Annotated in this window: 22 protein-coding genes; 5 read left to right on the forward strand and 17 right to left on the reverse strand. The window is 60.0% G+C overall.

Going from position 1 to position 21,264, the window contains the following annotated elements; translation table 11 throughout:
- Nucleotides 1–102 precede the first annotated feature (102 nt).
- From AB1555_03625 to AB1555_03640, 4 genes are all read left to right on the forward strand, one after another.
- Nucleotides 103–1,161, forward strand: coding sequence for a metal ABC transporter substrate-binding protein (locus tag AB1555_03625; protein MEW6245782.1), 1,059 nt, complete (start codon nucleotides 103–105; stop codon nucleotides 1,159–1,161).
- 87 nt (nucleotides 1,162–1,248) lie between these two features.
- Complete coding sequence (locus AB1555_03630) at nucleotides 1,249–2,034, forward strand: metal ABC transporter ATP-binding protein (GenBank protein MEW6245783.1); 786 nt, start codon at nucleotides 1,249–1,251, stop codon at nucleotides 2,032–2,034.
- Between the two features lie 96 nt (nucleotides 2,035–2,130).
- On the forward strand, nucleotides 2,131–2,949 hold the full coding sequence (locus AB1555_03635) for a metal ABC transporter permease (GenBank protein ID MEW6245784.1): 819 nt from the start codon (nucleotides 2,131–2,133) through the stop codon (nucleotides 2,947–2,949).
- Between the two features lie 238 nt (nucleotides 2,950–3,187).
- Complete coding sequence (locus AB1555_03640; GenBank protein MEW6245785.1) at nucleotides 3,188–3,697, forward strand: outer membrane beta-barrel protein; 510 nt, start codon at nucleotides 3,188–3,190, stop codon at nucleotides 3,695–3,697.
- A 31-nt stretch (nucleotides 3,698–3,728) separates the two neighbouring features.
- Here AB1555_03640 and AB1555_03645 read toward each other — a convergent pair whose 3' ends face one another.
- Complete coding sequence (locus AB1555_03645; protein MEW6245786.1) at nucleotides 3,729–4,142, reverse strand: GNAT family N-acetyltransferase; 414 nt, start codon at nucleotides 4,140–4,142, stop codon at nucleotides 3,729–3,731.
- 132 nt (nucleotides 4,143–4,274) lie between these two features.
- Here AB1555_03645 and AB1555_03650 point away from each other — a divergent pair, with 132 nt between their 5' ends.
- Entirely contained in the window at nucleotides 4,275–4,412 is a 138-nt protein-coding gene (locus AB1555_03650) for a hypothetical protein (GenBank protein ID MEW6245787.1), read from the forward strand.
- Nucleotides 4,413–4,512: 100 nt separating this feature from the next.
- On the opposite strand, the gene AB1555_03655 is transcribed toward AB1555_03650, so the two are convergent.
- The 16 genes from AB1555_03655 to mnmG all read right to left on the reverse strand — a co-directional run bounded on the left by AB1555_03655 (nucleotide 4,513) and on the right by mnmG (nucleotide 21,257).
- Nucleotides 4,513–4,935: a hypothetical protein gene (locus tag AB1555_03655; protein ID MEW6245788.1), complete on the reverse strand. Its 423-nt coding sequence runs from the start codon at nucleotides 4,933–4,935 to the stop codon at nucleotides 4,513–4,515.
- A gap of 49 nt (nucleotides 4,936–4,984) precedes the next feature.
- On the reverse strand, nucleotides 4,985–5,986 hold the full coding sequence (locus AB1555_03660; protein ID MEW6245789.1) for an RluA family pseudouridine synthase: 1,002 nt from the start codon (nucleotides 5,984–5,986) through the stop codon (nucleotides 4,985–4,987).
- Nucleotides 5,987–6,573: 587 nt separating this feature from the next.
- A complete protein-coding gene (locus tag AB1555_03665) occupies nucleotides 6,574–7,035 on the reverse strand; it encodes an Hsp20/alpha crystallin family protein (GenBank protein ID MEW6245790.1) in 462 nt (153 codons plus the stop codon).
- A gap of 207 nt (nucleotides 7,036–7,242) precedes the next feature.
- Nucleotides 7,243–9,150, reverse strand: coding sequence for an acyl-CoA dehydrogenase family protein (locus AB1555_03670; protein MEW6245791.1), 1,908 nt, complete (start codon nucleotides 9,148–9,150; stop codon nucleotides 7,243–7,245).
- A gap of 179 nt (nucleotides 9,151–9,329) precedes the next feature.
- The gene (locus tag AB1555_03675; protein ID MEW6245792.1) at nucleotides 9,330–9,755 is read right to left on the reverse strand and encodes a F0F1 ATP synthase subunit epsilon; all 426 of its coding nucleotides are present in this window, start codon (nucleotides 9,753–9,755) and stop codon (nucleotides 9,330–9,332) included.
- Nucleotides 9,756–9,838: 83 nt separating this feature from the next.
- Nucleotides 9,839–11,290, reverse strand: a complete 1,452-nt coding sequence (gene atpD, locus AB1555_03680; protein MEW6245793.1) for a F0F1 ATP synthase subunit beta — start codon at nucleotides 11,288–11,290, stop codon at nucleotides 9,839–9,841.
- 102 nt (nucleotides 11,291–11,392) lie between these two features.
- Nucleotides 11,393–12,283 carry an ATP synthase F1 subunit gamma gene (atpG, locus tag AB1555_03685; protein ID MEW6245794.1) on the reverse strand — a complete coding sequence of 297 codons (891 nt, stop codon included), beginning with the start codon at nucleotides 12,281–12,283 and terminating at the stop codon, nucleotides 11,393–11,395.
- Between the two features lie 85 nt (nucleotides 12,284–12,368).
- Nucleotides 12,369–13,886 (reverse strand): F0F1 ATP synthase subunit alpha, encoded by a 1,518-nt coding sequence (gene atpA, locus AB1555_03690; protein ID MEW6245795.1) that lies wholly within the window; start codon nucleotides 13,884–13,886, stop codon nucleotides 12,369–12,371.
- A 2-nt stretch (nucleotides 13,887–13,888) separates the two neighbouring features.
- Nucleotides 13,889–14,428, reverse strand: coding sequence for an ATP synthase F1 subunit delta (atpH, locus tag AB1555_03695; GenBank protein MEW6245796.1), 540 nt, complete (start codon nucleotides 14,426–14,428; stop codon nucleotides 13,889–13,891).
- A gap of 129 nt (nucleotides 14,429–14,557) precedes the next feature.
- A complete protein-coding gene (mnmA, locus tag AB1555_03700; GenBank protein ID MEW6245797.1) occupies nucleotides 14,558–15,649 on the reverse strand; it encodes a tRNA 2-thiouridine(34) synthase MnmA in 1,092 nt (363 codons plus the stop codon).
- Between the two features lie 26 nt (nucleotides 15,650–15,675).
- Nucleotides 15,676–16,134 carry a polymer-forming cytoskeletal protein gene (locus tag AB1555_03705; protein ID MEW6245798.1) on the reverse strand — a complete coding sequence of 153 codons (459 nt, stop codon included), beginning with the start codon at nucleotides 16,132–16,134 and terminating at the stop codon, nucleotides 15,676–15,678.
- 173 nt (nucleotides 16,135–16,307) lie between these two features.
- Nucleotides 16,308–16,799: a polymer-forming cytoskeletal protein gene (locus AB1555_03710; protein ID MEW6245799.1), complete on the reverse strand. Its 492-nt coding sequence runs from the start codon at nucleotides 16,797–16,799 to the stop codon at nucleotides 16,308–16,310.
- A gap of 188 nt (nucleotides 16,800–16,987) precedes the next feature.
- Nucleotides 16,988–17,839 (reverse strand): ParB/RepB/Spo0J family partition protein, encoded by an 852-nt coding sequence (locus tag AB1555_03715; protein MEW6245800.1) that lies wholly within the window; start codon nucleotides 17,837–17,839, stop codon nucleotides 16,988–16,990.
- Nucleotides 17,817–18,593: a ParA family protein gene (locus AB1555_03720; protein MEW6245801.1), complete on the reverse strand. Its 777-nt coding sequence runs from the start codon at nucleotides 18,591–18,593 to the stop codon at nucleotides 17,817–17,819. Before AB1555_03720 ends, AB1555_03715 begins: the two co-directional genes overlap by 23 nt.
- Before the next feature lie 21 nt (nucleotides 18,594–18,614).
- On the reverse strand, nucleotides 18,615–19,298 hold the full coding sequence (gene rsmG / locus AB1555_03725) for a 16S rRNA (guanine(527)-N(7))-methyltransferase RsmG (GenBank protein MEW6245802.1): 684 nt from the start codon (nucleotides 19,296–19,298) through the stop codon (nucleotides 18,615–18,617).
- Nucleotides 19,299–19,391: 93 nt separating this feature from the next.
- Nucleotides 19,392–21,257 (reverse strand): tRNA uridine-5-carboxymethylaminomethyl(34) synthesis enzyme MnmG, encoded by a 1,866-nt coding sequence (gene mnmG / locus AB1555_03730; GenBank protein ID MEW6245803.1) that lies wholly within the window; start codon nucleotides 21,255–21,257, stop codon nucleotides 19,392–19,394.
- Nucleotides 21,258–21,264: the final 7 nt, after the last annotated feature.

Genomic DNA, 21,264 nt, shown 5'->3' on the forward strand with positions numbered 1-21,264 from the left:
CCTCGGCGTCACCCGTCATCGGTCATTCGTCACTCGTAGAGAGAACAAGGGAGGCGCGATCTTCCTGGATCTTGACTTCGGAAGACGGTCGGTGAATGACGAGTGACGGTTCAGCGAGCACCGGGCGGTACGCTAATCGAAGTCGTCGCGCCGGTCAAGCGAAAGGTCGCTCGATCCCCCGTGATCGCGTTGACTTTCATGGACCCCGGTGCTACGGTCCGGCCCATGTTTTTCCGGCCTGTGACGCTCGCGGTGTGGGTGATCGCGACGTTCGTCGCCCGCCTCTCCGGCGCGTCAGCGCTCCCGGTTGCGTCCGCCGAGGAGCCGGTCAATGTGGTCGTCACGATTCCGGTTCTCAAGGATCTGACCGAACACGTCGGCGGCCTCCATGTGCGCGTGGTGTCGTTGTTGTCGGGGTACGAAAGCGAGCACACGTACTCTCCCAAGCCCAGCGATCTCATGGCGGTGCGCAAAGCCCGGCTCCTGTTCGAGGTAGGACTCGGGCTGGAGGTCTGGGTCTCGTCGCTCGTGAAGAACGCCGGCAATCCGAACCTGTTGGTGGTGACGACGTCGCGCGGAATCGGATTGATCCGCGATCATCAGCCGCACGACGGGGCGGCGAGGACCGGACAGGAGGACTCTCCGGCCGGCAATCCCCACGTGTGGCTGGACCCGGAAAACGCCTCGATCATGATGCGCCATGTGACCGAAGCCTTGATCAAGGTCGATCCGGAGCACGCAGCCGAGTATCGACAGAATCAAGCCGCCTACTTGCGCCGGCTCGACGAGGTGCGGGCCGAACTGTCGGAACGCCTCCGGCGCGTTCCCGACCGCCGGGTCATCGTCCACCATCCGGCGTGGCCTTACTTTGCCAGACGGTTCGGCATCCAGGTCGAAGGCACGATCCTGAATCAGCCGGGGACCGAGCCCTCGGCCCATCATCTCCAGATTCTCATCGCACGCATCAAGAAAGAGCGCATCAAGGTCATCGTCTCGGAAGCGCAGTTGAATCAAAAAATTCCCGAGGTTCTGGCCAAGGAAACGGGGGCGCGCGTCGTCGTCCTGACGACCCTCCCCGGCGCCATAGCGGGCACGGAGACCTACCTCGACATGCTTCGTTATAATGTGCTCCAATTGGCCAGTGCGCTGGAGAGGCCGTAGCGTGAACGCCGGAACGTCCCCGCGTCGAACGAGACCGCAATGGGCCCGGGGCGTCAGGATGTTCTGACGCACGGATCGTGTGACGTCGTGGGTATCGACCGCCCCATCATCCGCTTCGACCACGCCACGTTCGGATTCCCCGGGGTGATCGCCCTCAAAGAGATTTCACTGGACATCGCAGAGGGCGAATTCGTCGGGGTGATCGGCCCGAACGGATCAGGAAAGACCACGCTCTGTCGGGCCGTCCTGGGTCTCCTGCGTCCCCTGGAAGGCCATCTGCAAATTTTCGATTGCGCCTGCGAGGAGCTGCGCTGTCACCATCGGGCCCGTATCGGCTATCTCCCGCAGAAGGGGATGATCGACCGGAACTTTCCGGTCACGGTGCTGGAAGCGGTGATGATGGGACGATACGGCGCGTTGGGGCTCTTCAAGCGGCCTTCCCGGCGGGACCGGGACATCGCCCTGGAAGCCCTTGCGCACGTGGGGATGGAACATCATCGCGACACGGCCCTGGGACACCTGTCGGGCGGGCAGCAGCAACGGGTCTTCATCGCGCGGGCCCTGGCCCAGCAACCGCAGGTTCTCTTGCTCGACGAGCCGACCACCGGGCTGGACATCACGACCCAGCACAACGTCGTGGAATTGGTGCAGCAGCTCCATCGGGAACTCGGGTTGACGGTCCTGCTCATCACGCACGATATCAACATGATCCGCTCGCGGGTGGATCGGCTCGTGCTGCTCAAGACCCGTCTGTTCGCCGCCGGCCCGCCTCAGGACGTGCTCAAACCCGAAATCCTCCGCCAGGTGTACGGCAAGGACGTGGTCATCACCGATCGCGATATGGTGATCGTCGAAGACTACCATCATCATTAGCGATCAGCTTTCAGTAGTCAGCGGTCAGTCTTCAAAGAAAGCCGATAGCTGACGGCTGATAGCTGATAGCTGACAGCTCACGGTAACATGATCGAGATGCTCACATATGACTTCATGCAACGCTCGCTGCTGGCGGCGGCATTGGTCGGGGCGTTGTGCTCGGTCATCGGCATGTTTGTCGTGTTGCGCGGGTTGGCCTTCGCCGGGGCGGGAACGGCGCACGCCGCATTCGCCGGCGTGGCGCTGGCCTACCTGATGGGTTGGCCGCCGCTGGCGCTGGCGATCCTTTTCGGGCTGGCGACGGTCTGGATCACCGGCGTCATCGAGGAACAGGGCCGGATGAAGCTGGATGTCTCGATCGGGATTCTGTACACGGCCACGATGGCCCTGGCCATTCTCTTCATCGGCCTGATGAAAGGCTATAACGCGGAGGTGTACGGCTATCTCTTCGGCAGCGTGCTCTCCGTGACGCCGGATGAGCTCCGGATGATTCTGGCGCTGAGCTTGTTGGTGCTGGGGGTGATCGTCCTGTTTTCGAAGGAACTGTACTTTATCGCGTTCGACCAGGAAATGGCGGAGGCTTCGGGGGTGCCGGCCAGGCGGATGTTCTTTTTGTTGTTGACGCTGGTCGCGCTGACGGTGGTCGTGTCGCTCAAGACAGTCGGCGCCGTCCTGGTGTTCGCGATGGTCCTCATTCCGGCATCGACCGCCTATCAGCTCACGCACAGCCTGACGCACATGACGGTGTATTCGGTGGTGATCGGCGTCCTGTGTGCGGTCGGCGGCGTCTTGCTGTCGTCCCTGTGGGATGTGCCGTCCGGACCGGCGATCGTGCTGCTGGCGACGGCGGTCTTCTTTCTGGCTGTGCTCTTTTCCCCGAAGCGGCTCCGGCGCGTCCACGCCGCGCCGTCGTAGCGGATTGTGCCCGCGCCGGCCGGGGAAGAGCATCCGACTTGATCCTCCCCGACCTCTCCGCTACAGTGTCTTCCCGATTTTCACCCGAACGAGGAGACCGTGTATGTGCGCACGACGGGCGGTTCAACGGTGGTGCGGACTATTCTATCTATGCGTCCTTATCGGCGGGATCTCACCTCCCGCGACTGAAGCGCAGGACTCGTGGAAATGGACGGACGGCGGGACGGAACCTGGAAAGGTGATAGTCGGGTTTCGCGCGGGGTTTTCCGTGCTCACTCAAGAGTTGAGGGCCAACACGGACACGGATGTGGGATCGGTCGTCAACGTGCAGGGCCTGTATAGCCTGAATAAGTGGCTGGCGGCCGGCCTGACTCTCGAATGGGAGCGGCGCGCGGTTGATTTGGAGCGGCCCTCGGTCGCGTTCGGGCATCTGGATACCGTGTCGGTCTTGCCGACGGTCGAACTTCGGCCGACGAAATATGGTCCGATCGCTCCCTATCTCTCGATGGGATTCGGCATCAACGTCAACTCGTTTGGGGAGAGCACCAGCAACCGCGTGTCGCCGAGCAACACGTTCGCGTGGCGGCTTGCGTGGGGAGGGGATTACTTCGTGACGTCCAAGGTCGCGCTCAATACCGAAATGGCCTATAAGCGGAACGACGGCCACGTCACCATCGACGGCAGGCGGTCGGACGATTGGAACGCCTCGTCCTTCAACTTCCTGTTCGGGGTCCGCGCATTCTTCTGAACGTCGTGGCCGGGCGGCTCCACAGGGGCTCTTATTCCAGCATCGCCTCCTTGGCCCTGGCCCATACCATCCCGGTCTGCTCCTTGGAGCTGAAGCCCAGTTTTTCGTAAAACGTCTGTTTGTCCCGGGTGCACAGCCAGAAGAGCTCGACCCGCTTGAGGTCGGGATGATTCAGGATCCGTTGCATGATCTCGGTCCCGATATCCTGTCCCTGGTACTCTTTGTCCACAATGACGTCCCAGATCGAGGCGCGGTACACGTAATCGGTCAGCACGCGTCCGAAGCCGACCAGCCGAGGACCGTCCCAGGCCGACACGGCCACGTCGGTATGCGCCAGCATGGCGCGGGCGTCGTCAGCCGTCCGCTCGTTCGCCCAGGGCGCTTGCCGGTAGAGGTTGACGAGCTGGTCTGGGTCGATATCCTTCCGGTCGGAAAAGGTGATCATAGGCTTGAGCGCCGGGGACGGCTTGTATTACATTGTTGCCCGTTTCGCAAGAGCGATCTCAGCACCGGGTGTACGAAGGGGTGATGAGGTATGGGTACGCAGGTTTGTTCTTGTCCCAAGTGCTTTCGGCTCATGTGGATCAAAGAAGAGCAGTTTGAATACCTCGATGAGAGCACCATTCGGGTGAAATGCCCCCACTGCCAGCAGATGGTCCGCTTCACAGTGGTCACGCAAGGGGCGACGGCCACAGGACCGAAGATGGGCCATTGACCGCCGCCACAACTTAGAATTCTGAATGCTAAATTCGGAATTCTGAATTAACGGTACTCCGGAATTCATAATTCCACATTCATAATTCATAATTTTCCGGTTACAGTCCCCGTCCCGCTCCCTCCAGCTCCGGTTTGCTGCCCGGCAGGATCTTGTTCAACGCCGTCCGGTATTCGCCCATCCGCTTCTCGTCGACGGGACTGGCTTGAATCTCCTTGTCCCGCTGCATTTGCTCGAGATGATCCAGCACGGCCAGCAGAGGCTGGATCGAGCCGAGCAGCTTCCCACCCTCAAATGCCTCCAGTGATTCGATAAACAGATCGTTCAGCCGCTTATAGATCGATGCCCCGCTTTGAGCGCGGAACCGATACACCGTTTTCTCAAAGGCCTCGATCGATTCCTCCTTGGGTTTGATGCCGCCGGGGACGACCGACATCGGCACGACCGCGGGCAACTTGGCCGCATAGGCTTTGAGCTGGGAGACGAGGCTGCCGACCGTGTCGAGGACATCGCTGGTTTCCACTGGCACTCCTTGGCAGGCAGCAGTCTGATACGCTCACGGCTACGATCTGTCAAGTTGCCGTTGCCGGCCGGGCATGCCGCGGCGGCCGGGTGACCTTTCGCAGCGCCTGCTGAACGGCCTCCATGTCCGACGGCCACGGAACCGTGAACTCCCGATACAAGCCGGTTCCAGGGTGGCTGAACCCCAGCGTGCGCGCGTGCAACATCACGCGCGGGATGTCCAAGTCATCCAACAACGCCCGGACTTTCCGCCCGCCGTAGGTCTGGTCGCCTAGCACCGGATGACCGATCGAGGCCAGATGCACCCGGATCTGATGCGTACGGCCGGTACGGGGGACGAGGTTGAGGTGCGCGGCGATTTGGCCGAACCGTTCGACCACGTGGTACTCCGTGGCCGACGGCTTGGGCCGCACGGTGCGGGATGAGAATTTCTTCCGCTCTTTTGTGTCCCGCCCGATCGCCAGCTCGATGAGCCCGTGGGGCTTCTTCGGGACGCCCCACACCAACGCCTCATAGCCCCGTACGATCGTGTGACGTTTGAACTGGGCCGCCAGACTTCGGTGCGCCGGGTCGGTCTTGGCGATGACCATGACGCCGGAGGTGTCCTTGTCCAGGCGGTGCACCAGCCCCGGCCGCTCCTTCCCGCCGATCGTGGAAATCGAGCCGCCCTCGGTTCCGAAATGATGGAGCAGCGCGTTGACGAGCGTGCCGCTCCAGTGGCCAGGCGCGGGGTGAACGACCAATCCCGCCGGCTTATTGAGCACCAGGAGGTCGGCGTCTTCATGGAGGATCTCAAGGGGAATGGGCTCCGGGTTCAATTCCAACGGTTCCGGACGAGGAATCTCCAGCGCGATCGTGTCGCCGGGCTTGATTTTGTGGCTGGGTTTGACGATCCGGCCATTGATGCGGATGCGGCCGTCTTCGATCAGTCGCTGAAGGGCGGAGCGGGACAAAGCCGGTTCACGGTTGGCGAGAAAAAGATCAAGGCGCTTGGGGGTTTCTCCCGCCGTAATGAGAAGCTCTGTTGTGGTAAGCGGGGTCGCGGAAGTCATGATCTTTTGTCCGGCCGAATCGATATTCCACCCTGCCATAGGGATGGTTTGAATACAAGCCAATGAGAACCGATGCCGGACACCTGCTACGGTGTCATTCCTTTTACTGGACGGCAAAGAGAAAAGCTGACGACCCGTTGCCGGCTACAAGGCGACCCACCCGCTATGTCGGCGGAGGGATACAAGGAGACGGCTGCGAGGGAAGGACGGAACATGAGCCGGCAGTGGCGGAGCAACGCGGATTTTTGCGGGCGCCGGGAGGCCTACCACTCTCGTTCGAATCCTCACAGCCAGCGTCTGATCAGGCCATCAAGCTCTGGCTGCAACAGGTCCCGGTTCCCCACGAAGGGACATCCAATACTCCTCTCCGGTCTCGTTCCTCCACACACGTGACACATCTCACGTGACACATTTCCCATGCGATCGGCTGAGGTCCAACTGTTCTTAAGGAGTCCCTCCAAATGACTTCCTCGACTGGACTTCCAAAGCCGAACCCGGCCTCACTCCCGGTCCGCCATGACCGGTGGAGAATACCTCATGACCTCGCTCGGACCCGGATCATGATCGGCGATCGTGCGTCGGTCAAGCTATTCGACCTTGACTTCGATCGACTTGGGCTTGGCTTTTTCCGTCTTCGGCAGATGCACGGTGAGTATCCCGTTTTTGTAGCTCGCTGTTACCTTGGTTTCATCCACGGTGTCCGGCACTGAAAAGCTCCGGAGAAAGCTGCCGGACGCCCGTTCAATGCGGTGAATACGCGTTCCTTTCTCTTCCTTCACCGGCTCCCGTCGCCCGGAAATCGCCAAGACCCCGCCTTCGACGGACAGCTTCACGTCCTCTTTTTCCATGCCGGGAAGCTCAGCGATGATCTGGAATTCCGTGTCGGTCTCCAAGACATCCACGGCGGGAGCCCAGTCGGCCCGAGCCATGGCTTCCTGGCTCCCGACCCGGGTCCCGGCACTCCCGGCCACCAGACGGTTGAGGCGGTCGGCCATATCTTCCAACTCGCGGAAGGTATCTCGGACAAGCAAGCCGCGCATCAGGTCCATAGAGTAGCCTCCTTCGTTTAGGGGTGGTTGGGGCCCTATTCAGGACGTGCCGCTGACTGAGGAAGGGATAACGCCTAGTAGCTAATAACCGGCAGGGGCTTCGTCAAGGGGGAGAGGCAAACCTGTACGATTGGCGGCGGGACGCCCCGCTCTTTCAGTGGTCACCATGCCGAGGACGGTCCAGCCAGACCGACAGGGTCGCGACCCTCAGTCTTTTCGACGCGGCACATAGTCCGCGAGCCCTCGGCGGATAATCCCGTCGGAGAGCCAGCCGTAGCAGCCTCGCAACGCGCGCTGGCCGATGGCCGACGATCGGTGATCCGTATTCCAGAGGAGCTCGCGGAGATGGTGTTCGACACGGAGCTTGGCCTGGCGATAGAATTCATCCGCCAATTCCCAGGACTCCGTCTGTCCATACTTGTGCTCCTGGTTTCTGGCGTAGAGCGCCGTTGCGGCGATCGCGAACAGGTCCTCCCCCACCGCCTCGATGCGATTCTGCCGGCCTTGATCGTCGCGGAGCCGTTCCCGATAGCGAAGCATCGCCGAGAAAATCCTCCGCGCAAGGCGCCTGCTCGCACGTTCCACATAGAGCAGTTTCGGACGGACACGAGGATGTCGCCACTCCGAGCGGGCGGGCAATGCGGCGGGCTTCCAGAGCCGCAGGTACCAGGGAACATAGAATCGCAGCAGCTTGGCGAGCTCCGCGAGGCGCCGGGCTCTCGAGCCAGACCCCTCGACGTACTGCCTGGCCCGCTCCAGATGGATGGCCAACCCTTCCCGGGCCACAAAAGGCCGCAGAATATCGGTCGCACCTTCGCCGATCCGGGACATCTCGATGTCACGGACGAGCTGTTCGATGGGGAACGCCGGCTCCCCGCGAACTCGTTTGGATGCGGCCGTTTCATACCCCATCCCGCCGAAAAGAATCTGGGCGTCCTTGAGGAAGCGGATGGTCTCTTCCGAGGTGAACATTTTCGCGATGGCGGCCTCGATGCGCACGTCATAGGATTTCTGATCCGCCAGATGCCAGGCGAGGAGGGAAAGGGCTTCCATGGCGTAGAGTTGGACGGCCATGCGGCCGATCCGCATCCGCTGGGTTTCCCGTTCACTCAGAGGTTTTCCGAAGGTCAGGCGGGAGTTCGCCCGATCGAGGGTCGGCTGCCAGACTTGCTTCGCCATCCCCAGACAGAGTGCCGGAATGCTGATCGCCCGGCCGATATTGAGGATCGACAGCGCGTAGCGGAGTCCCCGGCCGATCTCGCCGATGACGTTCTCGACCGGAATCGCGACGTCGGTGAAGGTCATGTGGGCGTTTTCGATGCCGCGGCAGCCTTCAAATTGGCAGCGCTGCCGGATAACGACCCCCGGCGTGGTCATATCCAGGATAAAGGCCGTGTGAACCAGTTCCTCCGCGCCCTTCCCCTCCGGAACCGGCAGCCAACTGGACTGGCCGTCGCGGGTGATGCGTCTCGCGGGGACGCGGGCGACGAGCGTGACGTACCGGGCGATGGGCCCGTTCGTACACCAGAGCTTCTCCCCGTTGACGAGAAAGTGGTTGCCCGCCGCATTGAGCACCGCTTCGGTCTTGATATTGGCCGCATCCGAGCCGGTGATCGGTTCGGTCAAGGCGAAGGCGGAGATGGCCTCTCGGGCCACGCGGGGCAGGTAGGTGCGTTTCTGATCCTCGTTCCCGAACAGCAGAATCGGCATGGCGATGCCGATGGATTGCGGCACGGCGACGGTGAGCGCAAGAATGTTGCTCCAACTGGCCATCAGGGTGAGCACCCGCCCATAGTTCTTGTACGAGAATCCGAGGCCGCCGTACTGCGTGGGGATCTTCATCCCAAAGGCGCCCAGGGCGAAGAGCCCCCTGAGCACCGATTCCGGAATCTTGGCGGTACGCTCGATTTCATCGGGGTCGACCTGGCTGGTGAGAAAGGCTTCCATGGTCCGACAATACGCCTCTCCGGCCTCCCGCTCTTCGGCAGGCTCCTCCGGGGGGAGGAGGAGATCGAACTGCGGTCTCCCCTCGAACAGGCCCGCCATGAAGCTCGATCCTGCAAGACGTTCGCGGGCTTCTTCGATGCGCTCGAGCCCCTGAAACAGTTTCGTCATGGCCTCACCTCACGAATGATGAGATGCCGTCGCCATGCTTTCAGTGTACTGCTCAACGATGGCGAAGACCAGACTCAACGAGGTTTCTCAACCCAGTGAGCAAGAGATCAGGCAGGTTGAACGAGCGCTGGAGCACGAGGCGGGGGCTTCCCGGCGATGATGCGGCGACGCGAGAAGGCCTACGAAGAAAGACCTGAGCGGCGGGCTCGCTCCGCGATCTTTTTGCGCAAGCGGGCCTTTTCGAGGCTGATCTGGGCTTCCTTGAGTTCCGAGGGGAGACCGCCCATCTGGAGACGCTGCTCGGCCTTTTCGACCGCGACCTGCGCCCGCTCGACGTCGATGTCCTCGGCTTTTTCCGCAACCTCGGCGAGGATGGTGACCTTCCGGGGGGTGACCTCGGCGAAGCCCCACAGCACGGACATGTAGTTGGTCGTCTCGCCGGTTCGGTATCGCAGCTCGCCGATCTTCAACGTCGAGAGCAAATGACAGTGCCCCGGCAGGACACCGAATTCCCCCTCACTGCCGGGGGCAATGACTTCGTCCACCTCCTGGCTGACCAGGAGTTTCTCCGGCGTGACGACTTCCAAGAGCAGTTTGCCAGCCATACTTCTCGTGAGGGGTTAGGGGGTAGGCGTTAGGCGAGAGGGCCCGTCGTGTCTAGTTCTACTCACCCCTTACGCCTCACGCCTTACGTTCTCTTATAGCCCAGCTTCTCCGCCTTCGCGATGACTTCCTCGATCGTGCCCACCATGTAGAACGCCTGTTCGGGCAGATCGTCGTATTTGCCCTCGAGAATCTCTTTGAAGCTCCGAACCGTGTCCTTGAGCTTGACGTATTTGCCCGGCGTGCCCGTGAACGCCTCGGCCACATGGAACGGCTGCGAGAGGAAGCGCTGAATCTTGCGCGCCCGCGCCACGACCAACTTATCGTCTTCGGAGAGTTCGTCCATTCCGAGAATGGCAATGATGTCCTGCAGATCCTTGTACCGCTGCAGGACGGATTGGACACCCCGCGCCACCTGGTAATGTTCTTCCCCCACCACTTGCGGGTCGAGGATCCGGGAAGTCGAATCCAGCGGGTCCACGGCCGGATAGATGCCCAACTCCGCGAGTTGCCGGGACAGCACCGTCGTCGCATCCAGGTGCGCGAACGCCGTGGCCGGTGCCGGATCGGTGAGGTCGTCGGCCGGCACATAAATCGCCTGCACCGATGTAATGGATCCCTTCTTGGTCGACGTGATCCGTTCCTGGAGGGCTCCCATCTCGGTGGCCAGATTCGGCTGATAGCCCACGGCCGACGGCATCCGGCCCAGGAGGGCCGACACTTCCGATCCGGCCTGAGTGAACCGAAAGATATTGTCGATGAAGAGCAAGACGTCCTGATGCTCTTCGTCCCGGAAATACTCCGCCACGGTCAGTCCGGTGAGGCCGACCCTGAGGCGCGCGCCGGGAGGCTCGTTCATCTGGCCGTACACAAGGGCCGCCTTCGACTTCGTGTAGTCGCCGGGGTCGATGACTTTGGACTCTTGCATTTCATGCCACAGATCGTTGCCCTCGCGCGTCCGTTCGCCGACGCCCGCGAAGACCGAGAACCCTCCGTGGTGGAGCGCGATGTTGTTGATGAGCTCCATAATGATGACCGTCTTGCCGACGCCGGCGCCGCCGAACAGGCCGACTTTGCCCCCTTTGCTGTACGGTTCCAGCAGGTCCACCACCTTGATGCCGGTCTCTAGCACTTCGGTCTTGGTTTCCTGTTCAACCAGCGGCGGCGCCGGCCGGTGAATCGGGTAGAATTTCTTCGCCTTGATCGGCCCTCTCTCATCCACCGGCTCGCCCAGCACGTTGATCAGACGCCCCAACGTTTCGCGGCCGACGGGAACCGAGATCGGCGCGCCGGTGTCTTTGACCGGCATGCCCCGGACCAGCCCGTCCGTAGTCGACATGGCGACGGCCCGCACGCGGTTCTCGCCCAGATGTTGGGCGACCTCCAACGTGATGCGAATGGCGGGTCTGCCCGCGTTCTTGTCCTCGTCGACCTCGATCCGCAGCGCGTTGTAGATGTTGGGCAATTGTCCCGGCGGAAACTCCGCGTCGACGACCGGCCCGATGACCTGAACCACTTTCCCTGTCGCAGTGCTCATAAGACTCCTCTTGTCCCCAATGATGAATTATGAATGTGGAATGAGAAATGTTCACAGCTCCGGCCGTTCAACATTGCTCCAACATTCCTCATTCCACATTACTCATTTCAAGGCTTCCGCTCCGCCGACGATGTCCATCAATTCCTTCGTGATCGCGGCCTGCCGCGTCTTGTTATAGTACAGCGTAATTTTCTTGATCAACTCGCCCGCATTGCGGGTCGCGCCGTCCATGGCCGCCATCCGCGCCCCTTGTTCCGCGGCGGACGACTCCAGCAGAATGCGATAGGCTTGAATGTGAAAATGCTTCGGGAGCAGCGCGGCCAAGAGCTCGTCTTCGTCGGGCTCATACAGGTACGCGCCCCCTGAAACCTCGGCGGGCTCGCCAGCCCCGTCCGCTTGGCCAAATTCTACGACGGCGTCGACCGGAAAGAGTTTTTCCACCACGACGCGTTGCTGGATGGCGGATTTGAATTCATTGTAGATCACGTAGAGTTCGTCGAATGCGTCCTTCTTGAAATGGTCGATCAGGTCTTGGGCGATGTCGATCCCGTGTTCATAGGTCAGGCGATCGAAGATTCCCGTCCACTCCTGGCGAACCGGCCACCCGCGGCGCCGGAAGAAATCGCGAGCCTTCCGACCGACGACGCTCAGGGTGACCCTGGCGCCTCGCGCCTCGATCTCCCGAATGAATTCCACGGCCCTTCTCACGATGTTCGCGTTGAATGCGCCGCACAACCCCCGATCGCTCGTGACGATCAGCACCTCGATGCGCGTACCGTTGCGTTTCTGAAGCAACGGATGGGAAGCCCGATTCACGCGTCGGCTCAAGTTGCCCAGCACCCCTCGCATCTTATGCGCGTAGGGGCGAGCGGCTAGGATGCGATCTTGCGCTCGCTTGAGCTTCGCCGCGGCCACCATCTTCATGGCCTTGGTGATCTTTTGCGTGTTTTTGACCGCCGCGATCTTACGGCGAAGAGATTGTAAGCTCGGCATCGTTGAAGAAAGTACGATGTGGCGAAGTACGGAGGCGCCGATATTTCAGCTTCATCACTTCAACCGATCACTCAATCACCAGATCCTACTTGCCTCCGTATCCCATCTTCTGTTTGAACGCGGTGATGATCTGCTTGAGCTGCGCACCGAACGCGTCGTCGATCTTGCTCTTGGCCACGATATCCTTCTTCACTTCCGGATGGTGCTGCGCGACGTAATGCAACAGGTCCTCTTCGAATTGTCGAATCTTGTTCACCGGAACGTCGTCCAGGAAGCCGTTCACCCCCGCGAAGATCGAAATGACCTGGTCGGCGACCGACATGGGCCGATACTGTCCCTGCTTCAGCAGCTCCACCATGCGCGCGCCGCGCGCCAGCTGCGCTTGCGTGGCCTTGTCGAGCTCGCTCCCGAACTGCGCGAAGGCCGCCATCTCCCGGTATTGCGCAAGGTCCAAACGCAGGGTGCCGGCCACCTGCTTCATGGTCTTGATCTGCGCCGAGCCTCCGACGCGGGAGACCGACAGACCGACATTGATCGCAGGCCGGATGCCGGAATAGAACAGGTCGCCGGCGAGGTAAATCTGGCCGTCGGTAATCGAAATGACGTTCGTGGGGATATACGCCGACACGTCGCCGGCCTGGGTTTCGATAATCGGCAGCGCCGTCAGACTTCCGCCGCCCAGCTTATCGCTCAGTTTGGCGGCGCGTTCCAACAGGCGGGAGTGAAGATAAAACACGTCGCCGGGATACGCTTCGCGACCGGGAGGACGACGGAGAAGCAACGACAGTTGGCGGTACGCGACGGCGTGCTTTGAAAGGTCGTCGTAAATGATGAGCGCGTGCTTGCCGTTATCCCTGAAATACTCCCCCATCGCGACGCCTGCGTAAGGAGCCAAGAATTGGAGCGAGGCCGATTCGCTGGCGGTCGCCGAGACCACCATGCTGTATTCCATCGCGTGATGCTCTTCCAGGGTTTTGACGACCCGCGCCACTGTCGAGCGTTTCTGCCCGACGGCGACGTAGATACAGAAGACGCCCTGCCCTTTTTGATTGATGATGGTATCGACGGCGATGGCGGTCTTGCCGGTCTGCCGGTCGCCGATGATGAGCTCGCGTTGCCCGCGGCCGATCGGGATCATGGCGTCGATGGCCTTGAGGCCGGTCTGCAACGGTTCGCGGACCGACTGGCGCGTGACGACTCCGGGAGCGACCACTTCGATGCGTCGGGTCGCAGTCGCCTTGATGGGCCCTTTCCCGTCCAAGGGCTGGCCGATGGCGTTGACCACCCGGCCGATCAGCGCCTCGCCGACGGGGACTTCGGCGATGCGGCCCGTGCGTTTGACAAGGTCGCCTTCTTTGATTCCGGTATCGTCGCCCATCAACACGACGCCGACGTTGTCTTCTTCGAGGTTCAAGGCGATGCCGTACAATCCGCCCGGGAACTCCAACATCTCACCGGCCATGGCGCCGTCAAGGCCGTAGACTTTGGCGATGCCGTCGCCCACCTGGATGACGGAACCCGTCTCATTCACATCGACGTGCTTGTCGAAGCCCTTAATCTTTTCTTTGAGGATCGTGGTGATCTCTTCGGCCTTGATCTGCATGGCTACTCCTTCGTCAAAAGACTCTGCATCGCAGTCAGCCGTCCGCGGAGAGTACCGTCGATGACCGTACTGCCGATCCGAATATGAAGACCGGCGAGTTGGGCGGGGTTTGACGCAAACGTGATGTCCACATCACGTTTGAGGATGTCGCGCAAGCGCGTGCGGAGACGGTCCTGCTCTGCGGCGTCCATGGGCGAAGCGGACCACACGGAAACCTGCTGCTTCCCCTTCCGCTCATCGGCTAGGCGGGCAAACGCTTCCGCGATATCCGGTAGAAGCCCGACGCGGTTCTGTTTGACCAGTTGGGCGAGAAATTGTTCGCCGGTCGGCGGAGACCCAAATCGACGACCGAGTTCCGACAAAACGGACACTTTGTCGTCGCGCCCGAAAGCCGGGGTGGCCATCGCGTGACGGAGAGGCTGAGAAGTGCTCACCGCCTGCCCGAGTCCGGCAAGCGCGGCTCGTGTCAGTTCGACGTCGGCTTCGTCGAGAAGTTCAAACAGCGCCTTGGCGTAACGGCGCGCGACCGCAGTCTTAATCACCGTCCGATCCCGTTGAAGGTAACCTATGGATGCGCAAGGGAATTGTTCGTGCGGGTGGGCACGAAAAAACGCAGCAGACTAGCACTCGCCGGGTTGATGTGTCAAGGCGGGAACGCGCGGTGAATGTAATCAGCGGCCTTGCTCCGGCTGAATGATGCCGCCGCCGATGACACGATCTTCTCGGTAAAACACGGCGGACTGTCCCGGGCTCAATGCGCGCTGCGGAGCATGAAACCGAATGCGCAACCTGCCTTCGCCGCACGGCTCAATGGTGGCCCGTGTCGGCGGTGTCGCATACCTGACCTTCACTTCGGCGTTCGTCTCCTCGTTCAGCAAAGAGGAATCGAACAGATTGAGATCGGCCACCAAGCAATCCGACTGGAGCAAACTGTCCTCCGATCCAAGAATGACGGCGCCGGTGGCTGCTTCGACCCGCTGGACATAGAGGCGCTGCCCGGCGGCAATCCCTAACCCGCGACGCTGGCCCGGCGTGTAAAAGGCGATGCCGTCGTGCTGTCCAAGGACCCGTCCGTCAAGATCGAGGAAGGGACCCGGGCGTCGGGCTTGCGGCGCTTCTTTTTCGATAAAGGCCCGGTAGTCTCCTTGGCTGACAAAACAGATTTCCTGGCTTTCCTTCATCTCGTCTGCCGGGAGCCCCAAAGACTCCGCCGCCGCCCAGACCTCCGACTTGTGCATCGCCCCGAGCGGGAAGAGCAACCTGGGCAACCAGGATGGCTGGATCCGATAAAGGAAATAGCTCTGATCCTTGCGGGCGTCCGCCGCTTGCTGGAGGTAGAGGCGTCCCCTCTCACGGACGAGGCGGGCGTAATGGCCGGTAGCAATACAGTCGGCCCGTCGTTCCTCGGCGAGTCGATGGAGCGATCGCAATTTCACCCGCTCGTTGCATCGAACACAGGGGTTGGGGGTCGTTCCGGAGAGGTACCCCGACAGGAAGTCATCGATCACGCCGGCGCGGAAGGCGGCCCGGGTATCGATCACTTCGTGAGGGATGCCGAGTTTCTTGGCAACATACCTGGCGATGCCTACCTTGCAGCATCCGCGTTCCTGCCATCGCCTGGAAACGGCGACCGTTTCATCCTCCGGTTCCCAGACCTGCAGGGTGATGCCGACGACGTCGAACCCCTGCTCGACGAGCAACGAAGCCGCGACGGAGCTGTCCACTCCGCCGCTCATGCCGAGAAGCACCCGCGGGCGCGCCATAGTCACACGTGAAGATGATGTCGGATTTAGAGGTCCTGGGTGCGGACTTTGCCCCGGTGGGCCGCGATGTCGTGGACGTTCTTGTCGTGGACTACCGGCACCGGGGACTGGTCTTCAACCCACTTATGGGCACCCATATCACACATTCCATGAAAATGCGAGCCCTCTTCCATCGAGACCACCGGAGTGCGCACATCTCCGATGAGTATCCCCGGCTTAAGGATCTGGATTTTTTCGACCGCCGTGACGGTCCCGTTGATTTTTCCGCTGGTCACCAGGACTCCGGCCGAGACGATGCCTTTGATCACGGCGTGCTCACCGACAATCAACGTCCCGGTCGTATGGATTTCCCCTTCCAAGCGGCCGTCGATGCGCACGGTGCCGTCGAAATTGACGACCCCCTTAAAGTCCACCCCTTTCCCCAAGAACGTGAAATTCTCGTCATCTTCAGGAGCGTGGTGCTTTCTATCGCCAAGTGCCCACATGCAATCCTCCTCGGCTACAAATCCCATCCGGCATCGCGACGCCAGACCGTCAAAGTGGAGACAATCCTCCCGTTGGGCTTCAGGCCTTGTTCCGACTGCTCAGAGAATACATCGTTGTGAGCCATCCGGACATCGCATCGGGACACGAGAAGGCGGCTATCCGGTCACCCGCTTCATATGGCCCTGGCAGAGGACCCTATGGAATGAAGCGAGGTCTCGCGCGGGATTTCCCGAATCGCCGGTTGAGTCATTTCGAGAGTTCCGTTGAAGAGCACTCCTTCTTCCATCGACAGCAGAGGTGTTTTGACGCTGCCATTGATGACGGCCGGCGCCCGCAACTTCACCTTTTCCTTGGCTGCGATGTCGCCGGTGATCTTGCCCTTGCAGACAACGGTACCGGCGCTCACCTTCGCGGTAATGACGGCTTCCTCTCCGACAAGTAGGATCCCTTCGGTATGGATCTCACCCTCCAGATATCCATCGATACGAACCGTGCCGTTATAGGAAATCGTCCCCTTGAACTCGACGCCCTTCCCGACAAAGGCGATAATATCCTCCCCGCTCTCAGCGCGTGAGCCGGTGGCGGTGTTTCCGTTCTCCTCAGAAGGTTCGGACCCTTCTTCGGTCGCGGGCCGCTTCGGCTCAGACTTTTCTTGTCTCCACATGAGGTAGCCTCCTCCCTGTTGTCACTGTCGCTGCGGGATCGCAGGCCAGTGAATGTTATATGTCGTATCGGCCGATCGAGCAAAGCAATTCTTGCTTTTCGCACGCGGCGAAACTTCAAAACGGTGCCAGAAGGTCCTCGGTGCATGCCTGGACGCGGACGCCGAAAAGTTGATTACAGCACAAGGTGTCAGTTCAACAAAGTTTCCACGAGCCCGTCCAGCTCAGCAGCCGAAAAGAAGTGAATGATGATCTTGCCTCGGCGACGGCCTTGCACAATATTTACCCGAGTTCCGAGCCGTTTTTGCAGCCGCTGCTCGATGTCAGAGGTCGGCGGCTGAATCCGTGACCGTCGCGACCGCCGCCTGCTTTGAGCTTCAGACGCAAGAATCTCTTCGACTTCTCTGACAGACAGATGGTCGCCAACGATTTGGCGAGCGAGCCGAACCTGGGTGTCGGGATTCTCAAGTCCCAAAAGCACCTTGGCGTGCCCGGTTGAAAGCTGGCCCGATTCAATCAGGCTCTGGACCTCGGGCGGCAGATTCAACAGCCTCAGGACATTGGCGACAGAGGAACGTTCTCTTCCGACCCGCTGTGCAACCATGTCTTGTGTGAACCCGAACTCATTGAGCATCCGGTGATAGGCCCTGGCCGTCTCCATCGGGTTCAAATCGTTTCTCTGGAGATTTTCCACGAGGGCTAACACCATGGCTTCTTGATCGCTGCAGTTTCTGACTACCGCGGCGATCTTCTTGAGGCCGGCCAATTTGGCTGCGCGCAGGCGACGTTCCCCCGCGATCAGTTCATACACCCCATCGCCCTTGCGTCTCACTATGATCGGCTGAAGCAGGCCATTTTCTCTAATAGATTCAGCGAGTTGAGAAATTTCATCGTCGTGAAAGTTTTGTCGCGGTTGGTAACGGTTGGGGACGATTGAGTCAATGCCGAGTTCCTGGGCTTCTCCTCGGTCTACGGTCAGAGTCGCACTATCGACGGTGGGAAGCAGCGCATCCAGCCCTCTACCCAATGCCCTTTTCTCCATGGCCGAGAAACTCCTTTGCTAGAGAGAGATAAGCCTGTGCCCCTGCCGAGGCGACGTTGTACAACATGACCGGTCGACCGTAACTGGGGGCCTCTGCGAGCGTGACGTTTCGAGGAATGACGGCTTGATACACCTTCTCCCTGAAATGACCTCTCACCTCCTCGGCGACTTGTCGAGACAAGGTATTCCTGGAGTCATACATGGTGAGGAGAATACCCTCAAGGTCCAAACCAGGGTTGAGGGATTGTCTGACCCGCTCCACAGTGGCCATCAATCGACCCAACCCTTCCATGGCGTAGTATTCGCACTGAACGGGGACCAGTAGCGAGGAAGCCGCGACCAGGGCATTAATAGTCAGCAAGCCAAGGGCCGGGGGACAGTCCAGGAACACCAATTCATACAGAGATTGAATCTCGATCAGGGCCCTCCTCAAAGCCTGTTCACGGTTTTGTATGGAAACAAGCTCAACCTCTGCCCCAGCCAAATCGGCATGCGCCGGTAAGATGGAAAGACCTTGAACCATAGTTTTCTCAATCACTTCAACTGATCGTTGGTGTTCAATCAGACAGTGGTAAAGACTCTTGGGGAGTTTTCGAGGATCAAGCCCGATCCCGCTGGTAGCGTTAGCCTGAGGATCGACGTCCACCAGCAAAACTGAATGGCCGGATATCGCACAGGCGGCGGCAAGATTGATAGAAGTAGTGGTCTTGCCTACACCCCCCTTTTGGTTCGCTATGGCAATAACTTTGCTCAATGGACGAGTACCGAAACCGGTTTATTGTTCCACGTGGAACAAGGAACACTGAGGCGCCAAGATACGCAAGGACCTCTCACCCATACCATATGGAAGAGAGTACGAAATTTCCTGATCGAGCATCAGGCGAGCTTGTTTGACAGAGCGATCGTCCAATGCCTGTGCCTTGCTTTGATACAAGATCAGTCGCCCTCCTGAGCTGAGCAACTTGGCAATCAGCGGAAAGTGCGGTTCCGGTCTTAATGCGCGGATTGTAATGTGGGTGAAAGCGTGATCCAGATGGACACTAAAATTCTCTAATGTATCTGAATTGACAAAGGCTTTTTCGAGACGAAGTACACCGGTCACATGCCGAAGAAAGGCTGCCTTTTTGTGATGAGGCTCTAGGAGCATCAGTTCAATGTCAGGTCTAAAAATTTTGAGCGCCGCACCGGGGAATCCAGCCCCGCTACCGATGTCCAACAGAGAAACTTTCTCGTCTGAGCGAATCGCCTCCGACCCGGCAAGCGAATCGAGAATATGCTTCACAACGATTTCACGAGGATCGGTGATCCCCGTTAGGTTCACCTTCTGGTTCCAAATCAGGATCTCTGTCAGATATTGCAGAAATTGGGAAAGGTGCCGCTCGGAAAGAACGAAACCCAATTCCTGAGCACTGGAAGAGAGTAGACTACGAAGTGACTCCGGTTGTTCCACGTGGAACATGTACGCGAAATCTTGTATTGAGGTCAAGGAGTTTCTGTTGAGTCCGGCAATAGCGGTGAACGACTTTCATCCACGTAGGGATGCGCCTTGGCTCTATGAACAATGTTTATATCGTTCCAAGGCAATCAGCAAAAGGGAAATGGCAGCGGGAGTGATCCCGGAAATACGGGAGGCCTGACCGACCGTAGAAGGGCGCACGCGTTTGAATTTTTCCAAGACTTCCCGCGAAAACCCTTTCACGCTTTCATAATTGAATGACTCTGGAATGCTGCGCTCTTCGAATTTTCTAAATTTCTCCACCTGCTGGATTTGTCGCTTAATATAACCGTCATATTTGACCTCCAATTCCACCGCCTCGGCGGTCTCATCACCCAGAGCATCTTCCTCCCCGAAAATCTCCAGGAGATCGGAATACGATATCCCCTGTCGTCGCAAGATCTGAGCCAAGGTGTGGTTTGAAGACACGTCACCGAGATGGTACTTCGTCAGTCGCTCCTGCACCTCGCTCGTCAGCTTCACACGAGTTTCCTTCAGCCGTGAGACCTCCCGATGAATCGCTTCACGCTTGGCTTGGAGCTTAGAGTAGACACCCTCGGGAATCAGCCCAATCCGATGGCCGATATCCATCAACCGCAGATCCGCATTGTCGTGGCGGAGCAGCAGTCGGAATTCAGCTCGTGAGGTAAACATGCGATAAGGTTCGCGAGCATCTTTGGTGATCAGATCGTCGATCAACACCCCGATATAGGCCTGCGATCGGTCCAAGATCACCGGCGGCTCGCCCCGCAGTTTGAGCACAGCGTTGATGCCGGCCATGAGGCCCTGTGCAGCCGCCTCCTCGTAACCGGATGTCCCATTGATCTGGCCCGCATGGTACAGACCGGCAACGAGCTTGGTTTCAAGCGTCGGATAGAGTTGGCGCGGGGGGAAATAGTCATACTCGACGGCGTAACCGGGCTTGAGCATGTTCGCATGCGCGAGCCCGGGAATCGTGCGCAGCAGGGCAGCCTGAACATCGACGGGCAGGCTGGTTGAGATGCCGTTGGGGTAATATTCGCTGGTGTCCAGACCTTCGGGCTCAATGAACACCTGATGGCGCCCCTTGTCGGCGAACCGCACGACCTTGTCCTCGATCGACGGACAGTACCGCGGTCCGACCGACTCGATCACGCCGCTGTAAAGCGGCGAGCGATCCAAGTTGTCTCGGATAATCTTGTGCGTCTCCTCGTTCGTGTACGTGAGATGGCAGGGCACCTGCGGCATCGTCACCCGCTCGGTCCGATAGGAAAACGGCGGAGGTGGATCGTCGCCAGGCTGGACAGCCATTGCAGAAAAATCGATCGTGTCGCGATCCAGCCGAGGCGGCGTGCCGGTTTTCAGCCGGCCGACCTCGAATCCCAGGTCCCGCATGCAGTCCGAGAGATGTTCCGCCGAGGCTTCGCCGGCGCGGCCGGCCGGGAAATGGTTGAGGCCGATATGGATAAGACCCTTAAGGAATGTACCTGAAGTCAGGATGACCGCTCCGGCCGCGATCCGCTCGCCATCTCCCGTCAGGACGCCGGATATCGCGCCGCCGTTGATCAGGAGACGATCGACGGTGCCCCGAGCGATTTCTAGGCCCTCCTGCCCACGGAGCGTCTCCTGCATGGCTCGCCGATAGAGCTTCTTGTCGCATTGCGCCCGCAGGGCCCGGACGGCCGGCCCCTTGCTGGTGTTGAGCCGGCGGAACTGGATACCGGCTCGGTCGGTGTTGCGAGCCATCTCTCCCCCCAGCGCGTCGATCTCCTTGACCAGATGGCCCTTGGCAATACCCCCGATCGCGGGATTGCAGGACATCTGTGCAATGCGGTCCACATCCATGGTCAGCAGCAGCGTCCGTGCGCCCATTCTGGCCGCGGCCAGCGCGGCTTCGCAGCCGGCATGGCCCCCGCCCACCACGACGACATCATAGGTTCTCATAGTGACG

Source organism: Nitrospirota bacterium (assembly GCA_040755395.1).
GTDB lineage: Bacteria > Nitrospirota > Nitrospiria > Nitrospirales > Nitrospiraceae > DATLZU01.